Here is a 23,456-nt window from a genome sequence, read left to right as displayed (position 1 = left end):
CTCCTTATTTAGCGGCGGCGATCTTGATCGCCTGGCGGATACGTCCGTAGGTACCGCAGCGGCAGATGTTGCCCGACATCGCGTTATCGATATCGGCATCGCTCGGCTTCGGCGTCGCCTGCAACAAGGCGGTCGCCGACATGATCTGGCCCGACTGGCAATAGCCGCACTGCACCACGTCGATCTGGCGCCAGGCGTCCTGCACCTTGGCGCCGACCGGATCCTGGCCGATGGCCTCGATGGTGACGATTTTCTTACCGGCCGCTGCGGATACCGGCGTCACGCAGGAGCGGATCGGCTGGCCGTCGAGGTGGACGGTGCAGGCGCCGCACAGGGCCTGGCCGCAGCCGAACTTGGTGCCGGTCAGGCCGGCGACGTCGCGCAGCACCCACAGCAAGGGCATGTCGTCGGGGACATCGAGGTTGGTGGTGGTACCGTTGATGGTGAGGGCGGGCATGGGCGATTCCTTTGCTTTTTGGCCAATTGATCCATGATAAAGCAAGCGCGTCCGGCGCGCTGAGCAGCTCGTGGGCCGGACTCCCTACGCCCTTGCGCGCTCTGGCGGGCTCGCTTTTGGTGTATGCTACGTCCACCGTAACAACGGCTTCACGCCAACTATGCCCGAGTATCCCACTGACGTCCGATCGGACGCCAAACCCCACCGGTCGCTCTTCGAACGACTGACCGCATTCATCTCCCCTGAGCCAGAAAATCGCACCGAGCTGCTTGAAGTGCTGCACGAAGCACACGAGCGCAACCTGATCGACGCCGACGCCCTGTCGATGATCGAGGGTGTGTTCCAGGTCTCCGACCTGTCGGCGCGCGACATCATGGTGCCCCGTTCCCAGATGGACGTGATCGACATTACCGATCCGATCGAGGAATGGCTGCCGATCGTGCTGGAGACGGCCCACTCGCGCTTCCCCGCCATCGAAGGCGAGCGCGACAAGGTGGTCGGCATCCTGCTGGCCAAGGATTTGCTGCGATATTACGCGGAGGAAAGCTTCGACGTGCGCGCCATGCTGCGCCCGGCGATTTTCATTCCTGAATCAAAACGCCTGAACGTGCTGCTGCGCGATTTCCGCGCCAACCACAACCACATGGCGATTGTTGTCGACGAGTACAGCGGCGTGGCCGGCCTGATCACCATCGAAGACGTGCTGGAACAGATCGTCGGCGACATCGAAGACGAATACGATTTCGACGAGGAAGAAGATAACGTCCTGTCGGTCAAGGAAGGCCAGCTCGGCCCGCGTTGGCGCGTGAAAGCGCTGACCGAGATCGACCAGTTCAACGAAGAAATCGGCGTCGACCTGCCCGAAGACGAGGCCGACACCATCGGCGGCTTCGTTGCCGGCCACCTGGGCCGGATGCCGCACAAGGGTGAGGAATTTACCCTGCGTAATTTGCGCTTCGAAGTGCTGCGCGCCGACGCGCGCCAGATCCACGTATTGCTGGTCGAAAAGCTGCCACATGCGCAGCACGCCCGCGACGACGACGCTTGATGCTGCGCCGCCGTCCCGCCGGCGCGCCCGTGCCCACTGTGCGGGGCGCGCGTCCTCCCCTGCGTGAACTGGTGCTGGCGGCCCTGGCCGGCGGCGCCTCCGTGTTCTCCTTCGAACCCTTCGGCTGGTGGCCGCTGCAATTCTTGCTGCTCGCCTACCTGTTCTACCGGGTCGGCCTCGGCGCATCAAGCAGGCGCGCCACCCTGCTCGGCTGGGCTTTCGGCTTCGGCTGGTCGGTCGGCGCCATGCACTGGCTATATATCCTGATGACCCGCTTCGCCCACTTGCCGGCGATCCTCGGCGCCATCGGCATCGCCCTGCTGGGGCTGTATATGGGCTTGTTCGGCGCCCTCGCCACCGGCGTGGCCACCTGGCTGCGCCGGCGCTGGTCGCTGCCGTTGATGCCTTTTGTCCTGGTTGCGCTGCCCGTGTCCTGGGGCGTGTCCGAATGGATGCGCGGCTGGGTATTTACGGGTTTCCCCTGGTCGGTATCCGGTTATGCGCACGTGACTTCTCCGCTGGCGGGCTACGCGCCCTTGATCGGCGTGTATGGCATCGGCGTACTGGTGGCGGTCGGCGCCGGCTGCCTCGTGATGCTGACGCAACGCGCGCGCCTGCCGGCGCTTGGCCTGTTGGCGGCCTTGCTGGCCGTGGGCGCGGGTTTGCGCACCATCGAGTGGACCCAGGAAACCGGCGCGCCCATCACCGTGCGCCTGTTGCAAGGGAATGTGCCGCAGGATCACAAATTCGATTACGCCTTCCTGACGAGCATCCTCGACAAGTACAAGGCGATGATCACGGCCGCGCCTGCCGACCTGATCGCCACGCCGGAAACGGCCATCCCGAGCTTCCCCCAGGAATTGCCACCGGATTACCTGGCCAGCCTGCAGCGCTTCGCCGCCGGCAGCGGCAGCACGCTGGCGGTCGGCATCCCGCTGCTCGACGGTCCGCGCCAGTACGCCAACAGCGTGGTCGCGATCTCGCCGCAAGCCTCACCTTACCGCTACGACAAGGCGCACCTCGTGCCCTTCGGCGAATTCATTCCGCCGGGCTTCCGCTGGTTCACCGACATGCTGAACATTCCGCTGAACGACGCCACGCGCGGCAAAGTCATGCAGGCGCCCTTCCCTGTCAAGGATCAGTGGGTGCTGCCGAACATTTGTTATGAAGACGTATTCGGCGAAGAGATTGCCTACCAGCTGCGCAATGCGCCGCATCCGGCGACGCTGCTGCTGAACATGTCGAACCTGTCCTGGTATGGCCAGTCGTATGCGATCCCGCAGCACCTGCAGATTTCGCGCATGCGCACTCTGGAAACCGGCCGCCCGATGCTGCGCTCGACCAACGACGGCGCCACTGCCCTCATCGACGGCCGCGGCCAGGTCAGGCAGCTGCTGCCTTTCTACACCGAGGGAACCTTGAGCGCGACCGTGCGCGGCACGACGGGCATGACGCCTTACATCCGCTTCGGCAACTACACCTTCCTGCTGTTGGGCGCACTGGCCCTGCTGGGCGCCTGGTTTTCGGGACGCAGTTACCGTAAGAAAAAGGCCAATCTCGAATAGTCGGGTTGAATCCGGTCCCAGCGGCCGGGCAAAACCCGCTAGAATTGGTCATTTGGCAAACCTACCGTGTTCGCGCCTGTAGAGTTTGTGAAAAACCTCCAGGGCAAGGCGCGTCGTCGAAGACAGTACACCTGTACGGCGAGACGATGCAACGCCGCCATGGAGGATTTTTCACAAACTCTAGCGCGCGGCGCTACTCTTCGATGCTTACATTCCAACAAATTATCCTGACCTTGCAGACCTATTGGGACAAGCAAGGTTGCGCCCTGCTCCAGCCTTACGACATGGAAGTGGGCGCCGGCACCTTCCACACTGGCACCTTCTTGCGCGCGATTGGACCTGAGCCATGGCGTGCCGCTTACGTGCAGCCTTCGCGCCGTCCGAAGGATGGCCGTTACGGCGAAAACCCGAACCGTTTGCAGCACTATTACCAGTACCAGGTCGTGCTGAAGCCGGCGCCGGAAAACATCCTCGACCTCTACCTCGGTTCGCTCGAGGCGCTGGGCCTCGACCTGAAAAAGAACGACGTGCGCTTCGTGGAAGACGACTGGGAAAGCCCGACCCTGGGCGCCTGGGGCCTCGGCTGGGAAGTCTGGCTCAACGGCATGGAAGTCACGCAGTTCACTTACTTCCAGCAAGTCGGCGGCCTCGATTGCAAGCCGGTGCTGGGCGAGATCACCTACGGTATCGAACGTCTCGCAATGTACCTGCAGGGCGTGGAAAACGTCTACGACCTGGTGTGGACCGAGTGGGAAGAAAACGGGATCACGAAGAAGCTGTCGTACGGCGACGTCTTCCACCAGAACGAAGTCGAGCAGTCGACCTATAACTTCGAGCACGCGAACACGGAGCTGCTGTTCCAGGCCTTCGCCAATCACGAGTCGGAAGCCAAGCGCCTGGTCGAACTGGAACTGACCCTGCCGGCCTACGAGCAGATCATGAAGGCTTCGCACAGCTTCAACATGCTCGATGCCCGCGGCGCCATTTCGGTCACCGAACGCGCGGCCTACATCGGCCGCGTGCGCACGCTGTCGCGCCTGGTCGCCCAGGCCTATTACGATTCGCGCGAAAAGCTCGGCTTCCCGATGGCGCCAGCCGCTGCAACCCCGGCCGCCACCGAAGCCGCTGCCTGAACCTCGACGCACCAGACAAGAACAGAACTCATGAATCAAACACTACTCGTCGAACTGCAGACCGAAGAACTGCCGCCGAAAGCGCTCGTCAAACTGGGCGCGGCTTTCGCGACCGGCATCGCCAACGGCCTGAAGACACGCGGCTTCCTCGATGATGGCAGCGTCGTCACTCCTTACGCCACGCCGCGCCGCCTGGCCGTCTCGATCACGCAAGTGCGCGCGACCTCGCCCGATAAATCGATCCGCGAAAAGGTGCTGCCGGTTTCCGTGGCACTGGATAAGGAGGGCAACCCGAGCGCGCCGCTGGCCAAGAAACTGGCCGCCCTCGGCTTCCCCGAACTGGAAATCGCCGACCTCGAACGCGCCCAGGACGGCAAGGCAGAGAGCTTCTTCTACACCTATACGGCACCGGGCAGCGCGCTCGCCGGCGGCCTGCAGGACGTGCTGGCCGAGACGGTTGCCAAGCTGCCGATCCCGAAACTCATGAGCTACCAGCGTCCGGACGGCGCCACCGTGCAGTTCGTGCGTCCGGTGCACCTGCTGCTCGCGCTGTTCGGCGAACAGGTGCTGCCCCTGACCCTGCTCGGCCTGGACGCCGGCCGCCAGACCATGGGCCACCGCTTCCTTTCGCACGGGCAGTCGATCGCGATCACGCATGCGGACCGCTACGCCGACATCCTCCACAACGAGGGCAAGGTGATTGCCTCTGCCTCCGCGCGCAAGGACAGCATCCGCGCGCAGCTGCTCGACAAAGCGGGCGCCGACCAGGTGCTGATGCCGGAATCCCTGCTGGACGAAGTCGCGGCCCTGGTCGAATGGCCGGTCGTGTATGAATGCCATTTCGAGGAAGTTTTCCTGTCGGTGCCGCAGGAATGCCTGATCCTGACGATGCAGACGAACCAGAAGTATTTCGCGCTGACGGACAGTGAAGGCAAGCTGCGCTCGCGCTTCCTGATCGTCTCGAACATCGCCACCGACGACCCGCAACACATCGTCGGCGGCAACGAGCGCGTGGTGCGCCCGCGCCTGTCGGACGCCAAGTTCTTCTTCGAGCAGGACAAGAAGAAGACGCTGGAATCGCGCCTGCTGCAGCTGTCGACCGTCGTCTATCACAACAAACTCGGCACCCAGGCCGAGCGCACCGAGCGCATCACGGAGCTCGCCGGCGCCATCGCCAAACGCCTCGGCTTCGACGTGGCGCAGGCCGAACGCGGCGCGCGCCTGGCGAAGGCCGACCTGGTGACCGACATGGTCGGCGAATTCCCCGAGCTGCAAGGCATCATGGGCACGTACTACGCGCGCCACGATGGCGAATCGGAGGAAGTGGCGCTGGCCGCCTCCGAGCACTACCAGCCGCGCTTTGCCGGCGACAAGCTGCCGTCGACGAACACGGGCCTGGTGGTTGCCCTGGCCGACAAACTGGAAACCCTGGTCGGTATCTGGGCCATCGGCTTGCAGCCAACTGGTGAAAAAGATCCGTTCGCGCTGCGCCGCCACGCCCTGGGCGTGATGCGCATGCTGGTCGAGAAGCGCCTGCCGCTGGCGATCTCGGAACTGCTCGGCGATGCAGCCGGCGTCTTCGCAGGCCAGGCCGCCTTCAAGGACCCGCGTGCGGAAGTCGGCGCCTTCATGCTCGACCGCCTGCGCGGCATGCTGCGCGAGCGCGGTTTCACGCCGAACGAAGTGGAAGCGGTGCTGGCCCAGGATCCGGACCGCGTCGACGACGTGGTCCAGCGCCTCGAAGCGGTGCAAGCCTTTGCGGCCCTGCCGGAAAGCGCCTCGCTCGCCGCGGCCAACAAGCGCATCACCAACATCCTGAAAAAGACGGACGCCGCAATCGGTACGGTCTCGCAGGACCTGCTGCAGGAAGAGGCCGAGCGCAAGCTGGCCGCTGCAATCGAACGCGTACGCCCGCAGGTCGACGCGGCATTCGCGGGCGGCGACTTCGCCGGCACGCTGAAAACGCTGGCGCAGCTGCGCGACGATGTCGACGCCTTCTTCAACGACGTGATGGTGATGGCCGAAGACCAGGCGCTGCGCAACAACCGCCTGGCCCTGCTGTCGTCGCTGCACGGCATGATGAACCGCGTGGCCGACATCTCGAAGCTGGCGGCATAAGGACGCGTGATGAAGCTGATCATCCTCGACCGCGACGGCGTCATCAACCATGACTCGCCGGATTTCATCAAAAGCCCGGCCGAGTGGATTCCGATCCCCGGCTCGCTCGAGGCGATCGCGCGCCTGAACCAGGCCGGCTACCGCGTCATCATCGCGTCGAACCAGTCGGGCATCGCGCGCGAACTGTTCGACATGGCGACCCTGAACGCGATCCACCAGAAGATGCACAACGCCGCCCAGCAAGTCGGTGCCGACATCGACGCGGTGTTCTTCTGCCCGCACGCGGCGATCGACAACTGCGACTGCAGGAAACCGAAAGCCGGCATGTTCGAAGAGATCAGCAAGCGTTTCAAAGTGAGCCTGAAGGGTGTGCCGACGGTCGGCGACTCGCTGCGCGACCTGCAGGCCGGTTTTGTGAGCGGTTGCCTGCCGAACCTGGTCCTGACCGGCAAGGGCGAGAAAACCCAGCTGACCGGCGGCCTGCCGCCCGGCACCCAGGTCTTCCCCGACCTGGCCGCGATGGTGACGGCGCTGCTCAAAGCCGCGCCCCGCTTGCAGCCGAATTAGCAGCCGAATCGGCCAGCCCAACCAACATCAAAGAGAGTCCTGCTTGCGTACCGTCGTCCCCTTCCTGCGATCCCTCCTGTTTACCATCGTGATGGTGCTTGCCACCGTGGTCTGGGCCTGCGTCTGCTTCCTGGTCGCGCCACTCCCCTACAACAAGCGCTTCTGGGTGACCTCGCGCTGGAACGTCTTCATCATCTGGTGCGCGAAAGTCATTTGCGGCATCCGCTACCAGTTCAAGGGCTACGAGAACCTGCCGGACGCGCCGGCGATCGTGCTGTCGAAGCACCAGTCGGCCTGGGAAACGATCTTCCTGCTGCCGAACCTGATTCGCCCCCTGGTCTTCGTCTTCAAGAAGGAAATCCTGTACATCCCCTTCTTCGGCTGGGCGATGGCGCTGCTGCGCATGATTCCGATCGACCGCAAGGAAGGCAAGAACGCCTTTGCCCACGTGGTCCGCCACGGCAAGCGGCGCCTGGCGGACGGCCAGTGGATCATCATGTTCCCGGAGGGGACGCGCATCCCTGTTGGAAAAAAGGGAAAGTACAAGAGCGGCGGCGCACGGCTGGCTGTAGAAACCCAAGCCGTTGTCGTGCCGATCGCGCATAATTCAGGTGAATGCTGGCCGAAGAATTCGTTCATCAAACGGCCAGGGCTCGTGACGGTCTCGATCGGCAAACCGATCTCGCCAGAAAACCATACTCCCGACAGCCTGATGCAAGAGGTCGAAAATTGGATAGAATCAGAAATGCGCGTCATTTCGCCCCACGTCTACACCGATGGCTGAACGAAGTTGGCGCCCTGATCAAAGCACCTCCACCGCATGACATGACTTCCCCAAAGATCGCCGGGCCCCAACTCGATTTGTTCGCACAAGCCGCAAGCGCACCGGACCCGTTCCGGCGGGTCCTGGAGGCGCCGCCGGCGCCGGCCGCAAAGCCGGTGCCGCCGCAGCCCTTGTTCAAGGCGCCCCCAAGCCCGCCCCGCATTACGCTACCTTCGCCTCCGCGCACCGCCGACGATCCGCCGCTGCGGCGCATCGTGCTGGGTCACTATGCGGTCGACTACGAACTGAAACGCTCGTCGCGGCGCTCGATCGGCTTCATGATCGACGACGAGGGCCTGCACGTGACGGCGCCGCGGCGCGCCATCCTGCCCGACATCGACAACGCGATCCGCGCCAAGCAGCGCTGGATCCTGACCAAGCTGCACGAACGCGGCGAGCGCCGCGCCAAGCGCGCCGAGCGCGCACCGATCTGCTGGGAAGACGGCGCGCGCCTGCCCTACCTGGGCGGCGAGATCGTGCTGCGCCTGCAGCCCGCCGCACGCAGCCACTGCGTGTTCGATCGCGAAACGCGCGAGCTGCAGATCGGCGTGACGTCGGGGCTGTCGGAGTGGCAGGTCAAGGAAAGGGTCAAGCTGTGGTTCCAGGCCGAAGCGAAACGCCTGTTTACCGAACGCCTCGATTTTTATGCGCCGCAGCTCGATGTGCGTTACAGCGCGCTGACGCTGTCCTCCGCCGGCACGCGCTGGGGTTCGTGCACGGTAGGCGGCAGCATCCGCCTGAACTGGCGCCTGGTGCACTACGCGCTGCCGCTGCTCGATTACGTGGTCGTGCACGAACTGGCGCACCTGCGCGAAATGAACCACAGCCCGCGCTTCTGGGCTGTCGTTGGGTCGGTGTATGCGGATTACGATGGGGCGCGGCTGGAGTTGCGGCGCAGGTCGCATGAGATGCCGGTGTTGTTTACCGACTGAAGATTTTCGTCTGCGCTGAAGCCGGTTGAACGCGTGGGCGGCGAAGCCGCCCACCCTACGAGTCATCGGCACATTCAACGAAGGGATAGTGGGTGGACGGGTCGCTCGTCGACGCATTCAACGAACGTCAGTGATCCCGCAAACAAGCACTCCGGCCTACCCCAGCACATGCTCCCGCCGCGCCTCGGCAAGCCCGCGCATCGCGCCGCGCTGCGCCTCGTCCAGGCAGCGAAACGGAATCGGCAGCGTCCCGCGTTTCAGCACCATCATGAAGCCGCGCGAATAGGTACGCACGGCCATCACGTCTTCCCAGTTAATGAGGGTCACGCCGCCGCTGGTGCGCACGATGCCGTGTTCGTCGATGGTGAATTCGTAGGTGCGGCGTCCGCGCCCGAGCAGCACGAAGTTCAGTGCGGCGCTTGCGGTGGCCTTGATGCGAAGGTAGAGGCTGGCAGGCCAGCGGATGCGGCGGCGCCGGATCAGGAAGCCGCCGTGCTGCCACATGAAACCGATGTATTCGCGCAGCGAATAGCGTACGAAGAAATGCAGGTCGCCCAGTTTGACGCCCATCGTGGGCACAGCGGGCGCGCTCGAGGGCGCGTAAAAACCTTCACTGTCGCCAGCGGTCGCACCATGCGCCACCATAGCCATCGGCTTGCCTCGGCCGGCCGGTTCCGGGTGATTTAACGACGACATGCGCGCCCCCTTTTTTCTACCGAACTCAAAAAGCAATGGTATCAAAACCTAATCGAATTCTTGTTGCAAGAGTTCAACAGTGCGCAGGGTCGCGCCACGGTGGCGGCTTGCAAACTGGGTCGCCCGCTGCCCCATTTGCGTGCGTTCATCCACGTCGCATAAAAGCCGTACCGCCTGTGCCAGCAGGCTGTCTGCGTTTGCCGCACGCACCGCCGCACCGGCCGCGACCGCTTCATTGGTCGCATCGAGAAAATTGAAGGTGTGTTCGCCGACCAGCACCGGTTTGCCCAGCGCGCAGGCCTCGATGAGGTTCTGTCCGCCAAGTGGCAGCAGGCTGCCGCCGATGAAGGCGCAGTCGCAGGCAGCGTAATAGGCGAACATCTCGCCCATCGAATCGCCAAGCAGGACATCGGCATCAAGCGCCGCATCGACCGCGGCACCGGTCATCCGCGAACGGCGCGCAACCGACAGGCCGCGTGCGCGCACCAGCTGCCCGACTTCGTCAAAGCGCTGCGGATGGCGCGGCACGATCATCAGCAGCATGCCGGCCGGCCGATCGTGCAAGCGCTTGTAGGCGTCGAGGATCAGCGCCTCCTCGCCTTCGCGCGTGCTGGCGCACAGCAGGACGGGACGGTCGATAAATCGCGCGCGCAGCCAGGCGCCGGTGTCGAGTGCGGCTTGCGGCGGCACGACGTCGAACTTGATGCTGCCGGTGACGGCGACCTTCGGCGCCCCGAGCGAGCGGATGCGCGAGGCGTCAAGCTCGGTCTGCGCGGCGACGGTCGTGATCGCGTGCGCCGCCTCCGACATCAATGTGCCGAAGCGCTGGCCGCGGCGCAGCGAGCGTTCCGACAGGCGCGCATTCACCAGCGCCACCGGCACCCCGTGCGCGGCGCAGCCGGCGATCAGGTTGGGCCAGACTTCGGTCTCCATCAGGATGCAGATGCGCGGCGCATAATGGCGCAGGAAGCGCTTGACCATGAAGCCGGTGTCGTAAGGCAGATAAGACTGGATCACGCGCGCGCCATGCTGCGCGAACAGCGCGCGGCCGGTGGCGCGGCCAGTCGGCGTCATATGGGTCAACAGCACGCGGCTGTCGGGCCAGCGCGCCAGCAGGGCCTCGACCAGCGGCTCGGCGGCGCGTGTCTCGCCCACCGAGACCGCATGCACCATGAAGGTCATGGCCACCGGCGGCACGGCATCGTAGACGCCCAGGCGCTCGGCCCAATGCGCGCGATAACCTGGTTCCTTGCGGCCGCGCCACCAGAGGCGCGCCAGCACCAGCGGCAGCGCCAGCCACCACAGGAAGGAATACAGGGTGCGGTTCATCGAGCGTCCAGCAAGCGGCGCGCGGCGGCAATCACCTCGTCGCCCGTCGGCGGTGCTCCCTTGTCGCCCAGGTTGACGATGCGCGGCGACCAGTTGCCCTCGGTCTTCCACTTCGGCGAGTCGGCATAGATTTCCACCGTCGGCCGGTAGAACGCCGCCGCGATGTGGGTCAGGCCGGTGTCGACGCCGATCGCCAGCGCCGCCTGCTGCGCCAGCGTCACCGCATCCATCATCGACAGCCTGGGCAGCACGCGCGCGTTCGGCAGCTGCGCGGCCAGGGCCTCGGCCTCGCGCTTTTCTCCGTCCGAGCCCCAGGGCAGCAGCACCGGCATCGGCGCGAGCGCCAGGCCGGTGGCGATCCAGTTCGCGGGCGCCCACTTCTTGGCGTCGCGCGCAGTCCCGTGGAAGAAGACGGCATACGGTTCGGCGGGCAGCCAGCCGGGGCGCTGAGCCGGGTCAGGCGGCGGCAGGCCGAAGTCGGGCGGCGTGTCAACCGCATAGCCGAGCGCCGCGCCGGCGACCAGGCGCCCGCGCGCGACCGCATGGGTGCGCGGGTCGAGCGGGATGCTCTGGGTATGGAACAGGCGCGAGATGCCCTCGTAACCGGAACCCTCGCTGCCGTTGGCAAGGCCCACCTTGCGCCCGCCGCCCGCGCCACGTTTGACACGCGCCGCGCCCATGATGATCCCGGTTTTCAGCAGGCCCTGGGTGTCGAACACGACATCGTATTCTTCTTCGCGCAGGGTGCGGAAGAAGGCCTTGATCTCGGCCCGTACGGCCGGGTTGCGCAAGCCCTTGCGCCAGCGCCGCAGCGCGAACGGGATGATCTTGCGCACGTGCGGGTTCAGGCGCACGAGGCTGACATAGCCCTCTTCCACCACCCAGTCGATCGTCGCCTGCGGATGGCGGCGCAGGATATCGGCCACCATCGGCAGGTTATGCAGGACGTCGCCCAGGGACGACACCCGCACCAGCAAAATCTTCACAGCGATCTCGCTTCAGAACGGCAGTTTGGCGTCCGGCCTGGCGGCCAGGATCACGCTGCGGAACTCGTCCTGGATGCGCGCCAGCGCTTCCGGGTTCTCGCCTTCGAAACGCAGCACGACGACCGGCGTCGTGTTCGACGAGCGGGCAAGGCCAAAACCGTCCGGGTACTCGACGCGCAGGCCGTCGATATCGTTGATCTTCTCCGAGCTCGGGAAGGTGGCGTCGGTACGCAGCTTGTCGATCAGCGCGACGTTTTCGCCTTCGTTCAGGTGCAGGTGCAATTCCGGCGTACTGATCGCCATCGGCAGCGCGTTCAGCAGCGCCGACGGATCGTCCGTTTTCGTCAGCAGCTCGAGCATGCGCGCGCCCGAATACAGGCCGTCGTCAAAGCCGTACCAGCGGTCCTTGAAGAAGATGTGGCCGCTCATTTCGCCGCCCAGCGGGGCGCCGGTTTCGCGCAGCTTGGCTTTCACCAGCGAGTGGCCGGTCTTGTACATCAGCGGACGGCCGCCATGCTGTTCGATATACGGCGCCAGGTGGCGCGTGCACTTGACGTCGTACAGGATTTCCGCGCCCGGGTTGCGCGACAAGACATCGGCCGCGAACAGCATCATCTGGCGGTCCGGATAGATGATGTGGCCATCCTTGGTAACGATGCCGAGGCGGTCGCCGTCGCCGTCGAACGCAAGGCCGATCTCGGCGTCGCTCGTTTGCAGCGCGCGGATCAGGTCCTGCAGGTTTTCCGGGTGCGCCGGGTCCGGGTGGTGGTTCGGGAAGTGGCCGTCGACTTCGCAGAACAGCTCGATGACTTCGCAGCCCATGCCACGGTACAGGTCGCCCGCGAAGGCGCCGGCCACACCGTTGCCGCAGTCGACCGCGATCTTGATCGGACGCGAAATTTTCACGTCGCCGATGATGCGTTCGAGGTAGGCGCTGCGAATGTCGTGGGTGCTGTAGCCGCCCTGCTGCGCTGCGCTGCTGCCGTCATGCGCCTGGATGCTGTCGTACAAAGCGGTAATCGCGTCGCCGTAGATCGCTTCGCCGGCGAGCACCATTTTGAAGCCGTTGTAGTCGGGCGGGTTGTGGCTGCCGGTGACCATGATGCCCGAGCGCGTGCCCTCGAGTACGTTGGTGGCGAAGTAGACCATTGGCGTCGCGACCATGCCGAGGTCGATGACGTCGACGCCGGCGGCCTGCAGGCCTTCGGCCAGGGCAGCGGTCAGGCCAGGGCCCGACAGGCGGCCGTCGCGGCCAATCACGACGGTGCGCTCTCCCTTGGCGAGCGCCGCCTGGCCGAAGGCCTGGCCAATGCTGCGTGCCACGCCGGCGTCGAGCGTGCTGTCGATCACGCCGCGAATGTCATATGCCTTGAAAATCGTTTTTGAGAGAGCAACCATGTTCTACCTTGAAGAGTCGGGCGCCGTCGTGCACAGCCCGGTCCGTCGATACGGAGGGCGGTCAACGCCAATGATGAGAGGATGACAAAACAGAGGGTATTGTAGCGGCAAGCGCGGCCACCGGGTGATCCGGGTGGCCGGCCGTGGTGCTGGAGTGCGTGAGCGGCGAGCGCCGCTCACGAAGGTAAAGGTTTAAACGCGCAGCTTGTCGAGCGATTTGCCGCCTTCGACCCATTCCTTGACCCATTTCGGCTGGCGGCCGCGGCCGGTCCACTGCTGCGACGAATTGTCCGGGTGGCGATAACGCACTGCGACCGTACCGGTTTTGGTGCCACGCGCCGGCGTGTTGATCAGGTCTTTCAGCGGTACGCCCACCTTTTGAGCAATAGCCAGGATCTGCTCGCGTGCCTGCTGCACTTCCTGGTGCTCACGCTGTTTCATTTCCTGCTTGATTTGCTCTTGCAGGTTGCGCAAATCGCCAACCGACATATTTGACAGATCCATCATCGTTCCTCGAAAGTTGGGTTAATCCAATTCAGGTGAATTCTCACCAAATGTCGCAATATACTACATTGGCAATTTATTGCCAGTCCTTCTTGCGCGAAATCAGCCATCTGGGAGACTTGAATCGAACGATACGCGCATACAACCACACATAGCTGATTACGAACAATAAACAGAATACTATCAAGACGATTGTATTTTGCCAGAACAATGTGGCAGGAATGACGGCCATGAGTGAAAACAGCCACAAATAAGGCGAGGTGCGCGCATTACGCTGCAGCAGCGCGCGTGCTTCTTTTTTACCGACAGTCCACCTGACAATACGCCTGAAAATAAGGCTGTGCAAGTGAATGCCGTCGGGTACCGCTGGCGATTTTCCGCGCACAAACATACGGCGGTAAGCGGAAAAGATCGTTTCGAATGCAGGATAAATGAGGAGCAATGCCGCGTACCAGGTCGACACTTGCGGGTTGCGCATTACCAGCAGCAGGGCCAGCTCACCCAGCATGAATCCGATGAAATAGGCGCCGCCATCGCCGAGGAATATCAGGCCCACCGGGTAATTCCAGATCAGGAAGCCGGCGGTCGCGCCGGCCACCATCAAGGCGGTAATCAGGACAAACATGTCGTCGACCTGCAAGGCCACATAGGCCAATGACAGCAGCATGCAGATCGTGACCATGCTGGCCAGTCCATTGAAACCGTCGATGATATTCACGGCGTTCGCAATGCCGGCCACCGCCAATACCGTTGCGGGCAGCGCCACCCAGCTCGATGCGAGCAGCACGATTCCGAACGGCAGGTCGATGCGTCCGATTTCGGCGTCGAGCAGAAAATAGCCCAGCATGGCGCCGGCCATCGTCAGCAACAGCCGGCGCGAAGGCCGCACCGCGCCGGTGTAGTCTTCGAGCAGGCCCCCGAGAAAGGCGACAAAGGCGCACAACAGGAGCAGCGGCAGCGCTTGCAGCGGTATCGGCTGGCGCTCGATCGAGATGGCGGCGGCCAGCACCACCGACAGGTAGATGGGCAACCCGCCGATCCGCGCCACCAGGTGGGTGTGCGCGCGCTGCACGCCATTGAAGTCGCTGTCGAGCGCCAGGCCGCGCAGCCTCGCCTGCTTGACCACAAGCAGGGTCAGCAGGGCCGAGCAGACGAAGCTGACAAAGAATGAAAACATGGAGTTCCTGCGGTTCCACGGCACCGCGCACCCGCCGCTGGTGGGCTGCGGCAGCGGTGGAGGACGCACGTCGGCGTGCATGCAAAGAGGCCAGGAGCGCCCGACAAACCCTCAGGACAAGTGCAGCGTCGAACGGTACACGCGTACGGTGCGACGAATGCAAGGCCGCCATGGGGGTGGTGCCAGGCGCTCCGAATCTATTCTAACCGGATAAACGCCCTCATCACGGGCACGCTAGTTTACCGTATGTACAGTGTCGGAAATTGCGCCAGATCGAATGCAAAGGCGAGCCGACAATGCGATGCGCACGGCGGATACGCACCGCCCGTGGCGACCAGCGCGCCGCCGTTTATTTCAGCACGCCTTCGCTCAGTAATTGCAGCAGGTACTGCCCATATCCGGTATGGCGCAGCGGTTCGGCCAGGATTTGCAGTTGCGCGGCATCGATATAGCCCATCCGGAATGCCATTTCTTCGGGCACCGCCACTTTCAGGCCCTGGCGTTTTTCGATGGTCGCGATGAATTGCGAGGCATCGAGCAGGGATTCGTGGGTGCCGGTATCGAGCCAGGCCATGCCGCGCCCCATCACCTCGACCTGCAATCGCCCTGCCGACAGATAAGCCTGGTTAATATCGGTGATTTCGAGTTCGCCACGCGCCGAGGGACGCAGGCCGGCCGCGATATCGCACACGCCGCCATCGTGGAAATACAGCCCGGTCACCGCATAATTCGATTTCAGCACCCACGGCTTTTCCTCGATCGACAAAGCCTTGCCGTCCGGGCCGAATTGAATCACGCCATAGCGCTGCGGATCGTTGACGTGGTAGGCGAATACGGTCGCGCCGTCGGTACGCGCGCTGGCGGCCGCAAGCGTCTGCTCGAGGCCATGGCCATAAAAAATATTATCCCCCAGGATCAATGCGGCAGGCCCGCCGGCCAGGAATGCGCGGCCGATCAGGTAGGCTTGCGCGATTCCTTCCGGAGCGGCCTGCACTGCATAATGCAGGGCCAATCCCCATTGCCCGCCATCGCCCAGCAATTGCTGGAAACGCGGCACGTCCTGTTCAGTCGATATAATCAGGATCTCGCGTATCCCAGCCTGCATCAGCGTGCTTAAAGGATAATAAATCATCGGCTTGTCGTACACCGGCAGCATTTGCTTCGAGATAGAGATCGTCATCGGATACAGGCGCGAGCCGGATCCGCCGGCCAGGATGATTCCCTTGCGCGTACTGTGCATGCTGCTCATGCTTTCCCCTGTCGTCAGCGACCGCGGCGCCCGGCTCGCAAAGCGGCGCTACCCGGCAAAATCATTTAGTATGCCCTCCACAGCGTCATCCGTCCGGATCGCTATGTTGGCGGCATTATCTAACAAGAATAGACAGACCATGAAAACCTATGTCATCGGCGACCTGCAGGGTTGCGCCCACGAGGCCGAGGCCCTGCTCGAGAAGATCGCCATCGATGCCGGCGCCGGCGCCCTGGCGCGCATCCTGTTCGTCGGCGACCTGATCAACCGCGGCCCGGAGTCGCTGCTGGCCTTGCGGCGCATGAAGGCGCTGGCGGAAACCAGCAGCGGCCGGGTCGAAGCCCTGCTCGGCAACCACGACCTGCACCTGCTGGCGGTGGCCGCCGGCGCGCAAGCAGCGAGCAAATCCGACACGCTCGACGAGATACTGGCCGCGCCCGACTGCGACGAGCTGCTCGCCTGGCTGCGCGCACGGCCGCTGGCGATGTTCGCCGATGCCCACCTGCTGGTGCACGCCGGCGTGGCGCCACAGTGGGACGCGGCGCAGACGATGGCGCTGGCGGGCGAGGTCGAGGACGTGCTGCGCGGCGAGGGCTGGATCGAGTTCCTGGCCAATATGTACGGCAACCATCCCGACCGCTGGGACGACGCCCTGACCGGCATGGACCGGCTGCGCTGCATCGTCAACGCCCTGACCCGCATGCGCCTCTGCCTGCCCGACGGCACGATGGATTTCGCACACAAGGAAAGCGAGAGCGGACCGATTGGCTCGGGCCTGCTGCCCTGGTTCGAGCTGCCGGGCCGGCGCACGATGGACGTGACGGTGGTGTTCGGCCACTGGTCGGCCCTGGGCCTGATCCTGCGCCCGAACCTGGTCGGACTGGACAGCGGCTGCGTCTGGGGCGGCAAGCTGACCGCCGTTTGCCTGGACGACCGCGGCCTGCTGCAGGTCGACTGCCCGGAATACCGGCCGCACAGCGGCAAGGCCTGATTTATTCGCCGGCCAGCGGCGCCAGCACGGGCGCTGGGCCGGCATGCACCAGGGCCGCCTGGATCGCGTCATGCGCCGCCTGCGCCAGTTCGCGCCGGTGCGCGCCACTGCCCTCGATCGGCGCCAGGCAGGCCACGCGCGCCCTCACCTGCGCGCCTTGCAAAATGGTGACGATGCTGTCGACGAAACTCACGTCGCCCGTGTAGTCGACGCCGCGGTGCCAGTTGCCGGCGGCGTCGAGGTAGGCCAGCGCGCAGGGCTGCACCGGCACGCGCGCGTCGATCGCCGCCTCGAACAGGTTGGCGTGGAACGGCAGCACGCTGCCCTGCTGGCCGACCGTCCCCTCCGGGAACAGGGCGACACGCTCGCCCTGCCCCAGCACCCGCACCAGCCCCTTGAAGATATGGCGCAGCTCGCGCCGGTTGCCGCGCGCGATGAAGACCGTACCGGCGCTGGATGCCAGCCAGCCGAGCACCGGCCAGCTGCGGATCTCGGCCTTGGCGACAAAGCGGCAGGGATGCAGCGAATTGATGACGAAGATGTCGAGCCAGGAGATGTGGTTCGCCGCGACCAGCGCATGCTCGAGCGGCGGGGCGCCCGCCGCCTCTTCCACCCGTACGTTGCAGATCGCCAGCAGGCGGCGCGACCAGTGCCTTGTCGCCGCGTCGCGCAGGCGGCGGCTGGCCCAGGGGAAGACGAGCGCGCAGGTGGCCAGGCCTGCGAACAGGTGGACGGTCACGCGCGCAAGGCGCCAGGTGAGACGAAGTCGAATCATGAAAGGAAAACGGGGCCGCGGCCCCGTGCAGCTGTTAACGCTGAGAAGGACGCTGGTAGGCGATGCGTCCGCCGACGACGGTGGCTTTGACCTGTCCGGTCAGCTCGTAGCCGAGGAAAGGCGTGTGCTTGCCCTGGCTGGCCAGCGCCGCCCCTTCGACCAGCCAGCGGACGTTCGGGTCGAACACGACGATGTCGGCCGCCGCGCCCACGTTCAGCTGGCCGGCCGCCAGGCCGGCCGTGCGTGCGGCGTCCGAGGTCACCTTGGCCAGCGCGCGCGGCAGGGCATCCTGACCGCGCTGTCCTTCGACCCATTTCAGCATCAGGGACAGCAGCAGTTCCAGGCCCGTCGCGCCGGGCGAGGCTTCGGCGAAGGGCAGCAGCTTCTCGTCGTCGTCGACCGGCGTGTGGTCCGAGCAGACGGCGTCGATGGTACCGTCCAGCAGGGCTGCCGTGATCGCATCGCGGTCGCGGCCAGTCCTGAGCGGCGGCGTCAGGCGCGCGTTGGAATCGAAGAAGCCGATGTCGGCGTCCGTCATGTGCAGGTGGTGCACGCCGACGTCGCAGGTAATGGGCAAGCCTTCCTTCTTCGCCGCGCGCACCAGCTCCAGGCCGGCGGCGGACGAGATGCGGCACAGGTGGACCCGGGCGCCGGTCGAACGCACCAGTTCAAAAATCGTGTGCAGCGCGATGGTCTCGGCCATGACCGGCACGCCCGACAGGCCCAGACGCGAGGCCAGCGGTCCGCTGTGGGCGACGCCGCCGCGGCCGATGTGCGGATCCTGCGGGCGCAGCCAGACCGTGTAGCCGAAGGTTTTCGCGTATTGCAGCGCGCGCAGCAGGACGTTGGTGTCCAGGATCGGCACCTCGGCCTGGGCGAAGCCGATGCAGCCCGCTTCCGTCAGTTCGGCCATCTCGGTCAGCGCTTCGCCTTTGAGGCCCATGGTCAGCGCGCCCAGCGGGTGCACGTGCGCCAGGTCCAGGTTGCGCGCGCGGTGCTTCAGCATCTCGACCAGGCCCGGTTCGTCCAGCACCGGGTCGGTGTCGGGCGGGCAGACCAGGGTCGTTACGCCGCCCTGCACCGCCGCGCGCATTTCGGATTCGAGGGTCGCCTTGTATTCGTAGCCCGGCTCGCGCAGGCGCGCCGACAGGTCGACCAGGCCCGGTGCGACCACGAGGCCGGCAGCGTCGAGCTCCTTGTCGGCCACAAAACCTGCCGGCGCGGCGCCGATTGCCGCGACTTTACCGTCCGCGATGAACAGGTCGGTGACCTCATCAACGCCATTTGCCGGGTCGATCACACGCCCGTTCTTGATATGTAGTTTCATCTGTGCGAAGTTCAAACCCTGCCTCCCGCCAAAATACTCATCACTGCCATACGTACCGCAATGCCGAACGTCACCTGCGGCAGGATCACGGCCTGCTTGCCGTCCGCCACCGCCGAGTCGATCTCGACGCCGCGGTTCATCGGCCCCGGGTGCATCACGATCGCGTCCGGCTTGGCCAGCGCCAGGCGCTCGGGCGTCAGGCCGTAGCTCTTGAAATACTCCTGGGCCGAGGGCAGCAGCGCGCCCGACATGCGTTCGTTCTGCAGGCGCAGCATGATGATGACGTCGACATCCTTCAAGCCTTCATCCATGTTGTTGAACACGCGCACGCCCATGTGTTCGAGGCCGCTCGGCAGCAGCGTCTGCGGGCCGATCGCGCGCACTTCCGGCACGCCGAGGGTCGTCAGTGCGTGGATGTCCGAACGCGCCACGCGGCTGTGCAGGATGTCGCCGACGATGGCCACGCGCAGGTTGGTGAAATCCTGCTTGTAGTGGCGGATCGTGTACATGTCGAGCAGGCCCTGGGTCGGGTGCGCATGGCGCCCGTCGCCGGCGTTGACGACGTGGATCTCCTTGCGGCCGCTGTCGTTCAGGTGCTTGGCGATCAGGTAGGGCGCGCCCGACTGCGCATGGCGCACGACGAACATGTCGGCATGCATGGCGGCCAGGTTGTCGATGGTGTCGAGCAGCGACTCGCCCTTGGTGGTCGACGACGCCTGGATGTTCAGGTTGATGACGTCGGCCGACAGGCGTTTCGAGGCGATCTCGAAGGTGGTGCGGGTGCGCGTGCTGTTTTCGAAAAACAGGTTGAACACGCTCTTACCGCGCATCAGCGGCACCTTTTTCACTTCGCGGTCGGAGATGCCGACGAAACTCTGCGCGGTGTCGAGGATGTGGTTGATGATCGCCTTGGGCAGGCCTTCGATGGTGAGCAGGTGCTGCAGCTCGCCGTTCTTGTTCAGTTGCGGGTTATTGTGCAGAATCGGCATTGTCTTCTTCGATCGTGAGCGAGAGTTGGCCGGCGGCGTCGCGCGCCAGCGACAGCAGCTGCCGGCCTTCCAGGGTGGTGGTCACGCCGACGAAATCCGGCGCCACGGGCAGCTCGCGCCCGCCGCGGTCGGCCAGCGCCGCCAGCTTGATGCAGGCCGGGCGGCCGTAGTCGAACAGCACGTTGATCGCGGCGCGCGTGGTGCGGCCGGTGTAGAGCACGTCGTCGACCAGCACGATGGTGGCGCCGTCGACGTTGAAGCCGATATGGGTCGGCTTCACGTCGGGGTGCAGGCCCTTCTTCGCGTAGTCGTCGCGGTAGAACGAGACGTCGATGAAGCCGAGGCGGCTTTTGAGGTCGAGGTCCGTGGCCAGGCGCTCGGCCAGCCAGGCGCCGCCCGAATGGATGCCGACGATGGCGGCATCGGGCACGCTGGCGAGGCCGGTGCGCACCTGTTCGAGCAGGGCGCGGTACAGCGCCTCGGCATCGAAGTCTTGATTAGTTGTTGGCATGGTCGTCAAAGTACTGTTGCAAAATGATGGCGGCGGCCTTGGCATCGATGATCTCGCCGCGCTTGGCGGGAATCACGACGGACGAGTAGCGCTCGTCGACCAGTTCGACCGGCAGGTCGAAGCGTCCGTGCAGCTGGTTGGCGAAGCGGCGGGCACGCAGGGTCATGTCGTGCTCGGCGCCGTCGGGATGGCGCGGCTCGCCGACGACGAGGCGCGTCGGGCGCCACTCGTCGATCAGCTTGCCGATCGTGGTAAAGCGGGTGGCGTTGTCGATGGCATTCACGACCGTGAGAGGCTGGGCCTGCCCGGTGAGCGTATTGCCCATCGCGATGCCGATGCGCTTGATGCCGAAGTCGAATCCAAAAACGATCTCAACCATCGGTATCAACTAAATCATGCATGGCCGGCCTCGGTGGCGAGCATCATCGGGTCGATGCCCAGCAGTTTGATGGCGGCGTTGTAGCGCTCCTCGATCGGCAGGTCGAACAGCACGCGGGCGTCGGCGCCCACGGTGAGCCAGCCGTTGCGCGACAGTTCTTCCTCGAGCTGGCCCGGGCTCCAGCCCGCGTAGCCGATCGAGACCAGCATGCGTGCCGGACCGGCGCCGCTGGCGACCGCCTCGAGCACGTCGATCGAGGTGGTAAATGCCACTTCCTCGGTCACGTTCAGCGAGGAAGAATAGCGTCCGCCCGGGCTGTGCAGCACGAAGCCGCGGTCGTCCTGGACCGGGCCGCCGAACATGATCGGCTCGTCGACCACGTGCGAACGCAGGCCCTCGGCCACTTTCAGGTCGATGCGGTCGAACAGCACATCCATCGTCATGTCGGTCGGCTTGTTGATGACGACCCCGAGCACGCCTTTATCGTTGTGCTCGCAGACATACACCACCGCGCCGCCGAAGATCGGGTCTTCCATGGACGGCATGGCGATGAGGAAATGATTGGCCAAATTCAACCCTGACGGTGCCGGACCGATATTGCCGAGTGTTTCGCCTCCCTGCGGCAGGCCGGCCATGGGCAGAGTGGTGCCGATTTTGCTTTTCTTCATACGCTGACTCTCTGTTGGCTCGCTCTCTGGGAGAACCTCGATCGACCGGCCGCGCGCTTGGATGATCCACTCATGCTGCACTCGCCGCGGTTTCCCGAAGCCCGTCTGCTAATCACACTAATGACGTCCAGTGACGTCGCTAGTATCCACACTACAACCTTAGGCTTTTCGATAGTTTACACTGAAACGCGCGACCGGCCATCCGGAGCGCCGTTGCGCGCGCAACGGGGACTCGATTCCGTGTCGCAACTCTTGGATCCTAGCCCCTAACATCGCCCGCCTTGTTGACTGAAAACACACGATGATTCCGAAAAGCAAGTCGCTGGTCTGGTTCCGGCGCGACCTGCGGGTCTTCGACCACGCCGCCTTGCACCATGCGCTGCAGGGCGCCGTGCAACAGGGCGGCCGCGTGCATTGCGTCTTCGTGTTCGATACCGACATTCTCGCCGCGCTGCCGCGCGATGATCGCCGGGTACGCTTCATCCACGCCAGCCTGGGCGAACTCGACGCGGAGCTGCGCAAACTCGGCGGCGGCCTGATCGTGCGCCACGGCGCGGCGTCCGGGGAGATTCCACGCCTCGCGGCGGAACTGGGTGCGGCGTCTGTCTACATCAATGACGATTACGAACCGGACGCGATCGCGCGCGACGCAGCGGTGGCCGAAGCGCTGGCGCTCGCGGGCCGCAGGCTGCTGCGCTTCAAGGACCAGGTCATCTTCGAGAAAAGCGAGGTGCTGACGCTGTCCGGCGGCATCTATGGCGTGTTCACCCCGTATAAAAATGCCTGGCTCAAGCGGCTCGCCGCAGAGCCGGAAGCCGCTGCGCCCTGGATGATCGAACCGTATGCCGACGCCCTCGCCCCGGCGCTGGACAGCCCGCTGCCGACGCTCGCCGAACTCGGTTTCGACGACGGCCCCCTGCCCGCCCCGCCGGGGATGAGGGGGGCCAGTGCACTGTTCGAGGACTTCCTGCCGCGCCTGGCCGGTTACGGTACGGCGCGCGATTTCCCGGAGCTGGATGCGACATCGCGCCTGTCGGTCCACCTGCGCTTCGGCACCACCTCGGTCCGCCACCTGGTGCGCACGCTCAGGCAGATGATGGCCAATGGCGCGGGCGGCGCCGGCGCGCCGGTGTGGCTGTCGGAACTCGTCTGGCGCGAGTTTTACGCGATGATCCTGTTTCATTATCCGCACATCGCGCGGCAATCGTTCAAGCCGGCCTTCGATGCGCTGGCCTGGGAAGCGGGAGATGCGGCCTCGGTGCTGTTCGCGGCCTGGTGCGAAGGCCGCACCGGTTACCCGCTGGTGGATGCGGCGATGGCGCAGCTGAACACGACGGGGTTCATGCACAACCGGCTGCGCATGGTGACGGCCAGTTTCCTGGTAAAAGATCTCGGCATCGACTGGCGCTGGGGCGAGCGTTATTTTGCGCGCCAGCTCAATGATTACGACCTGGCCTCGAACGTCGGCGGCTGGCAGTGGGCGGCCTCGACCGGGTGCGATGCGCAGCCGTGGTTCCGGATTTTCAATCCGGTGACGCAGTCGCAGAAGTTCGATCGGCAGGGGGAGTTCATCCGGCGCTACCTGCCGCAGCTGGCGCGGCTCGATGCGCGCGATATCCATGCGCCGTGGCTGGTGCCGGCCGATGAGCTGGAAGCGTGCGGGGTTGTGTTGGGTCGCGATTATCCGGAGCCCATCGTCGATCACGCGCAAGCGCGGCAGCGAACCCTGGAGCGGTTTGCGGTCGTTAAAGGTGGATGATGCATTGGGGTATGCGACCGCACAACCGCGTGGAGTCAGGACTCCACCCTACGAAACCAGCTGATCGTAGGGTGG

22 protein-coding genes and 1 pseudogene are annotated in these 23,456 nt (G+C 64.7%); 9 read left to right on the top strand and 14 right to left on the bottom strand.

Annotated features, from left to right (window positions below; all coding sequences use genetic code 11):
* Positions 1 to 4: 4 nt before the first annotated feature.
* Positions 5 to 457: a (2Fe-2S)-binding protein gene (locus tag AC1MEM_RS07170; protein ID WP_499476275.1), complete on the bottom strand. Its 453-nt coding sequence runs from the start codon at positions 455 to 457 to the stop codon at positions 5 to 7.
* A 160-nt stretch (positions 458 to 617) separates the two neighbouring features.
* On the opposite strand from AC1MEM_RS07170, the gene AC1MEM_RS07165 reads away from it, so the two are divergent.
* The 7 genes from AC1MEM_RS07165 to AC1MEM_RS07135 all read left to right on the top strand — a co-directional run bounded on the left by AC1MEM_RS07165 (position 618) and on the right by AC1MEM_RS07135 (position 8,643).
* A complete protein-coding gene (locus AC1MEM_RS07165; protein ID WP_499476274.1) occupies positions 618 to 1,505 on the top strand; it encodes a CorC family transporter in 888 nt (295 codons plus the stop codon).
* A complete protein-coding gene (gene lnt, locus AC1MEM_RS07160) occupies positions 1,505 to 3,070 on the top strand; it encodes an apolipoprotein N-acyltransferase (RefSeq protein WP_499476273.1) in 1,566 nt (521 codons plus the stop codon). The genes AC1MEM_RS07165 and lnt overlap by 1 nt, the downstream gene beginning before the upstream one ends.
* A 203-nt stretch (positions 3,071 to 3,273) precedes the next feature.
* The gene (glyQ, locus tag AC1MEM_RS07155) at positions 3,274 to 4,203 is read left to right on the top strand and encodes a glycine--tRNA ligase subunit alpha (RefSeq protein WP_499476272.1); all 930 of its coding nucleotides are present in this window, start codon (positions 3,274 to 3,276) and stop codon (positions 4,201 to 4,203) included.
* Positions 4,204 to 4,233: 30 nt separating this feature from the next.
* Positions 4,234 to 6,321, top strand: coding sequence for a glycine--tRNA ligase subunit beta (glyS, locus tag AC1MEM_RS07150; protein ID WP_499476271.1), 2,088 nt, complete (start codon positions 4,234 to 4,236; stop codon positions 6,319 to 6,321).
* A gap of 9 nt (positions 6,322 to 6,330) precedes the next feature.
* Positions 6,331 to 6,888: a D-glycero-beta-D-manno-heptose 1,7-bisphosphate 7-phosphatase gene (gene gmhB / locus AC1MEM_RS07145; RefSeq protein WP_499476270.1), complete on the top strand. Its 558-nt coding sequence runs from the start codon at positions 6,331 to 6,333 to the stop codon at positions 6,886 to 6,888.
* Between the two features lie 91 nt (positions 6,889 to 6,979).
* Entirely contained in the window at positions 6,980 to 7,672 is a 693-nt protein-coding gene (locus tag AC1MEM_RS07140) for a lysophospholipid acyltransferase family protein (RefSeq protein ID WP_499477595.1), read from the top strand.
* A 41-nt stretch (positions 7,673 to 7,713) separates the two neighbouring features.
* The gene (locus tag AC1MEM_RS07135) at positions 7,714 to 8,643 is read left to right on the top strand and encodes a M48 family metallopeptidase (protein ID WP_499476269.1); all 930 of its coding nucleotides are present in this window, start codon (positions 7,714 to 7,716) and stop codon (positions 8,641 to 8,643) included.
* A 156-nt stretch (positions 8,644 to 8,799) separates the two neighbouring features.
* Here AC1MEM_RS07135 and AC1MEM_RS07130 read toward each other — a convergent pair whose 3' ends face one another.
* The 7 genes from AC1MEM_RS07130 to rfbA all read right to left on the bottom strand — a co-directional run bounded on the left by AC1MEM_RS07130 (position 8,800) and on the right by rfbA (position 15,973).
* The gene (locus tag AC1MEM_RS07130) at positions 8,800 to 9,339 is read right to left on the bottom strand and encodes a YcxB family protein (protein WP_499476268.1); all 540 of its coding nucleotides are present in this window, start codon (positions 9,337 to 9,339) and stop codon (positions 8,800 to 8,802) included.
* A 48-nt stretch (positions 9,340 to 9,387) separates the two neighbouring features.
* The gene (gene waaA, locus AC1MEM_RS07125; RefSeq protein WP_499476267.1) at positions 9,388 to 10,668 is read right to left on the bottom strand and encodes a lipid IV(A) 3-deoxy-D-manno-octulosonic acid transferase; all 1,281 of its coding nucleotides are present in this window, start codon (positions 10,666 to 10,668) and stop codon (positions 9,388 to 9,390) included.
* Positions 10,665 to 11,654 carry a lipopolysaccharide heptosyltransferase I gene (gene waaC, locus AC1MEM_RS07120; protein WP_499476265.1) on the bottom strand — a complete coding sequence of 330 codons (990 nt, stop codon included), beginning with the start codon at positions 11,652 to 11,654 and terminating at the stop codon, positions 10,665 to 10,667. The genes waaA and waaC overlap by 4 nt, the downstream gene beginning before the upstream one ends.
* Before the next feature lie 12 nt (positions 11,655 to 11,666).
* Positions 11,667 to 13,052, bottom strand: coding sequence for a phosphomannomutase/phosphoglucomutase (locus AC1MEM_RS07115; RefSeq protein ID WP_499476264.1), 1,386 nt, complete (start codon positions 13,050 to 13,052; stop codon positions 11,667 to 11,669).
* A gap of 192 nt (positions 13,053 to 13,244) precedes the next feature.
* A complete protein-coding gene (locus tag AC1MEM_RS07110; RefSeq protein ID WP_379784690.1) occupies positions 13,245 to 13,556 on the bottom strand; it encodes an H-NS histone family protein in 312 nt (103 codons plus the stop codon).
* Between the two features lie 76 nt (positions 13,557 to 13,632).
* Positions 13,633 to 14,733, bottom strand: coding sequence for a glycosyltransferase family 4 protein (locus tag AC1MEM_RS07105; protein ID WP_499476263.1), 1,101 nt, complete (start codon positions 14,731 to 14,733; stop codon positions 13,633 to 13,635).
* Positions 14,734 to 15,082: 349 nt separating this feature from the next.
* Positions 15,083 to 15,973 carry a glucose-1-phosphate thymidylyltransferase RfbA gene (rfbA, locus tag AC1MEM_RS07100; protein ID WP_499477594.1) on the bottom strand — a complete coding sequence of 297 codons (891 nt, stop codon included), beginning with the start codon at positions 15,971 to 15,973 and terminating at the stop codon, positions 15,083 to 15,085.
* A 148-nt stretch (positions 15,974 to 16,121) separates the two neighbouring features.
* Here rfbA and AC1MEM_RS07095 point away from each other — a divergent pair, with 148 nt between their 5' ends.
* Complete coding sequence (locus AC1MEM_RS07095) at positions 16,122 to 16,973, top strand: symmetrical bis(5'-nucleosyl)-tetraphosphatase (protein ID WP_499476262.1); 852 nt, start codon at positions 16,122 to 16,124, stop codon at positions 16,971 to 16,973.
* A gap of 1 nt (position 16,974) precedes the next feature.
* Here the strand turns inward: AC1MEM_RS07095 and AC1MEM_RS07090 are convergent, their stop codons facing one another.
* The 6 genes and pseudogenes from AC1MEM_RS07090 to AC1MEM_RS07065 form a co-directional block, all read right to left on the bottom strand.
* Positions 16,975 to 17,748, bottom strand: coding sequence for a lysophospholipid acyltransferase family protein (locus AC1MEM_RS07090; RefSeq protein ID WP_499476261.1), 774 nt, complete (start codon positions 17,746 to 17,748; stop codon positions 16,975 to 16,977).
* A 34-nt stretch (positions 17,749 to 17,782) separates the two neighbouring features.
* Complete coding sequence (locus AC1MEM_RS07085) at positions 17,783 to 19,075, bottom strand: dihydroorotase (RefSeq protein WP_499476259.1); 1,293 nt, start codon at positions 19,073 to 19,075, stop codon at positions 17,783 to 17,785.
* An 11-nt stretch (positions 19,076 to 19,086) separates the two neighbouring features.
* Positions 19,087 to 20,055 (bottom strand): annotated as a pseudogene (locus AC1MEM_RS07080) (aspartate carbamoyltransferase catalytic subunit); the annotation flags it as partial.
* Positions 20,045 to 20,575, bottom strand: a complete 531-nt coding sequence (gene pyrR, locus AC1MEM_RS07075) for a bifunctional pyr operon transcriptional regulator/uracil phosphoribosyltransferase PyrR (protein ID WP_499476258.1) — start codon at positions 20,573 to 20,575, stop codon at positions 20,045 to 20,047. The gene pyrR and the pseudogene AC1MEM_RS07080, both read right to left, overlap by 11 nt.
* A complete protein-coding gene (ruvX, locus tag AC1MEM_RS07070) occupies positions 20,562 to 20,954 on the bottom strand; it encodes a Holliday junction resolvase RuvX (RefSeq protein WP_499476257.1) in 393 nt (130 codons plus the stop codon). The genes pyrR and ruvX overlap by 14 nt, the downstream gene beginning before the upstream one ends.
* Positions 20,955 to 20,968: 14 nt before the next feature.
* Positions 20,969 to 21,622 (bottom strand): YqgE/AlgH family protein, encoded by a 654-nt coding sequence (locus AC1MEM_RS07065; protein ID WP_499476255.1) that lies wholly within the window; start codon positions 21,620 to 21,622, stop codon positions 20,969 to 20,971.
* Between the two features lie 301 nt (positions 21,623 to 21,923).
* On the opposite strand from AC1MEM_RS07065, the gene AC1MEM_RS07060 reads away from it, so the two are divergent.
* Entirely contained in the window at positions 21,924 to 23,381 is a 1,458-nt protein-coding gene (locus AC1MEM_RS07060) for a cryptochrome/photolyase family protein (protein WP_499476254.1), read from the top strand.
* Positions 23,382 to 23,456: the final 75 nt, after the last annotated feature.

It is taken from the genome of Telluria sp. AIW5, from assembly GCF_056680575.1.
Note: the sequence above shows the minus strand (reverse complement) of the source record. Positions and strands in the feature narration are given on the sequence as shown.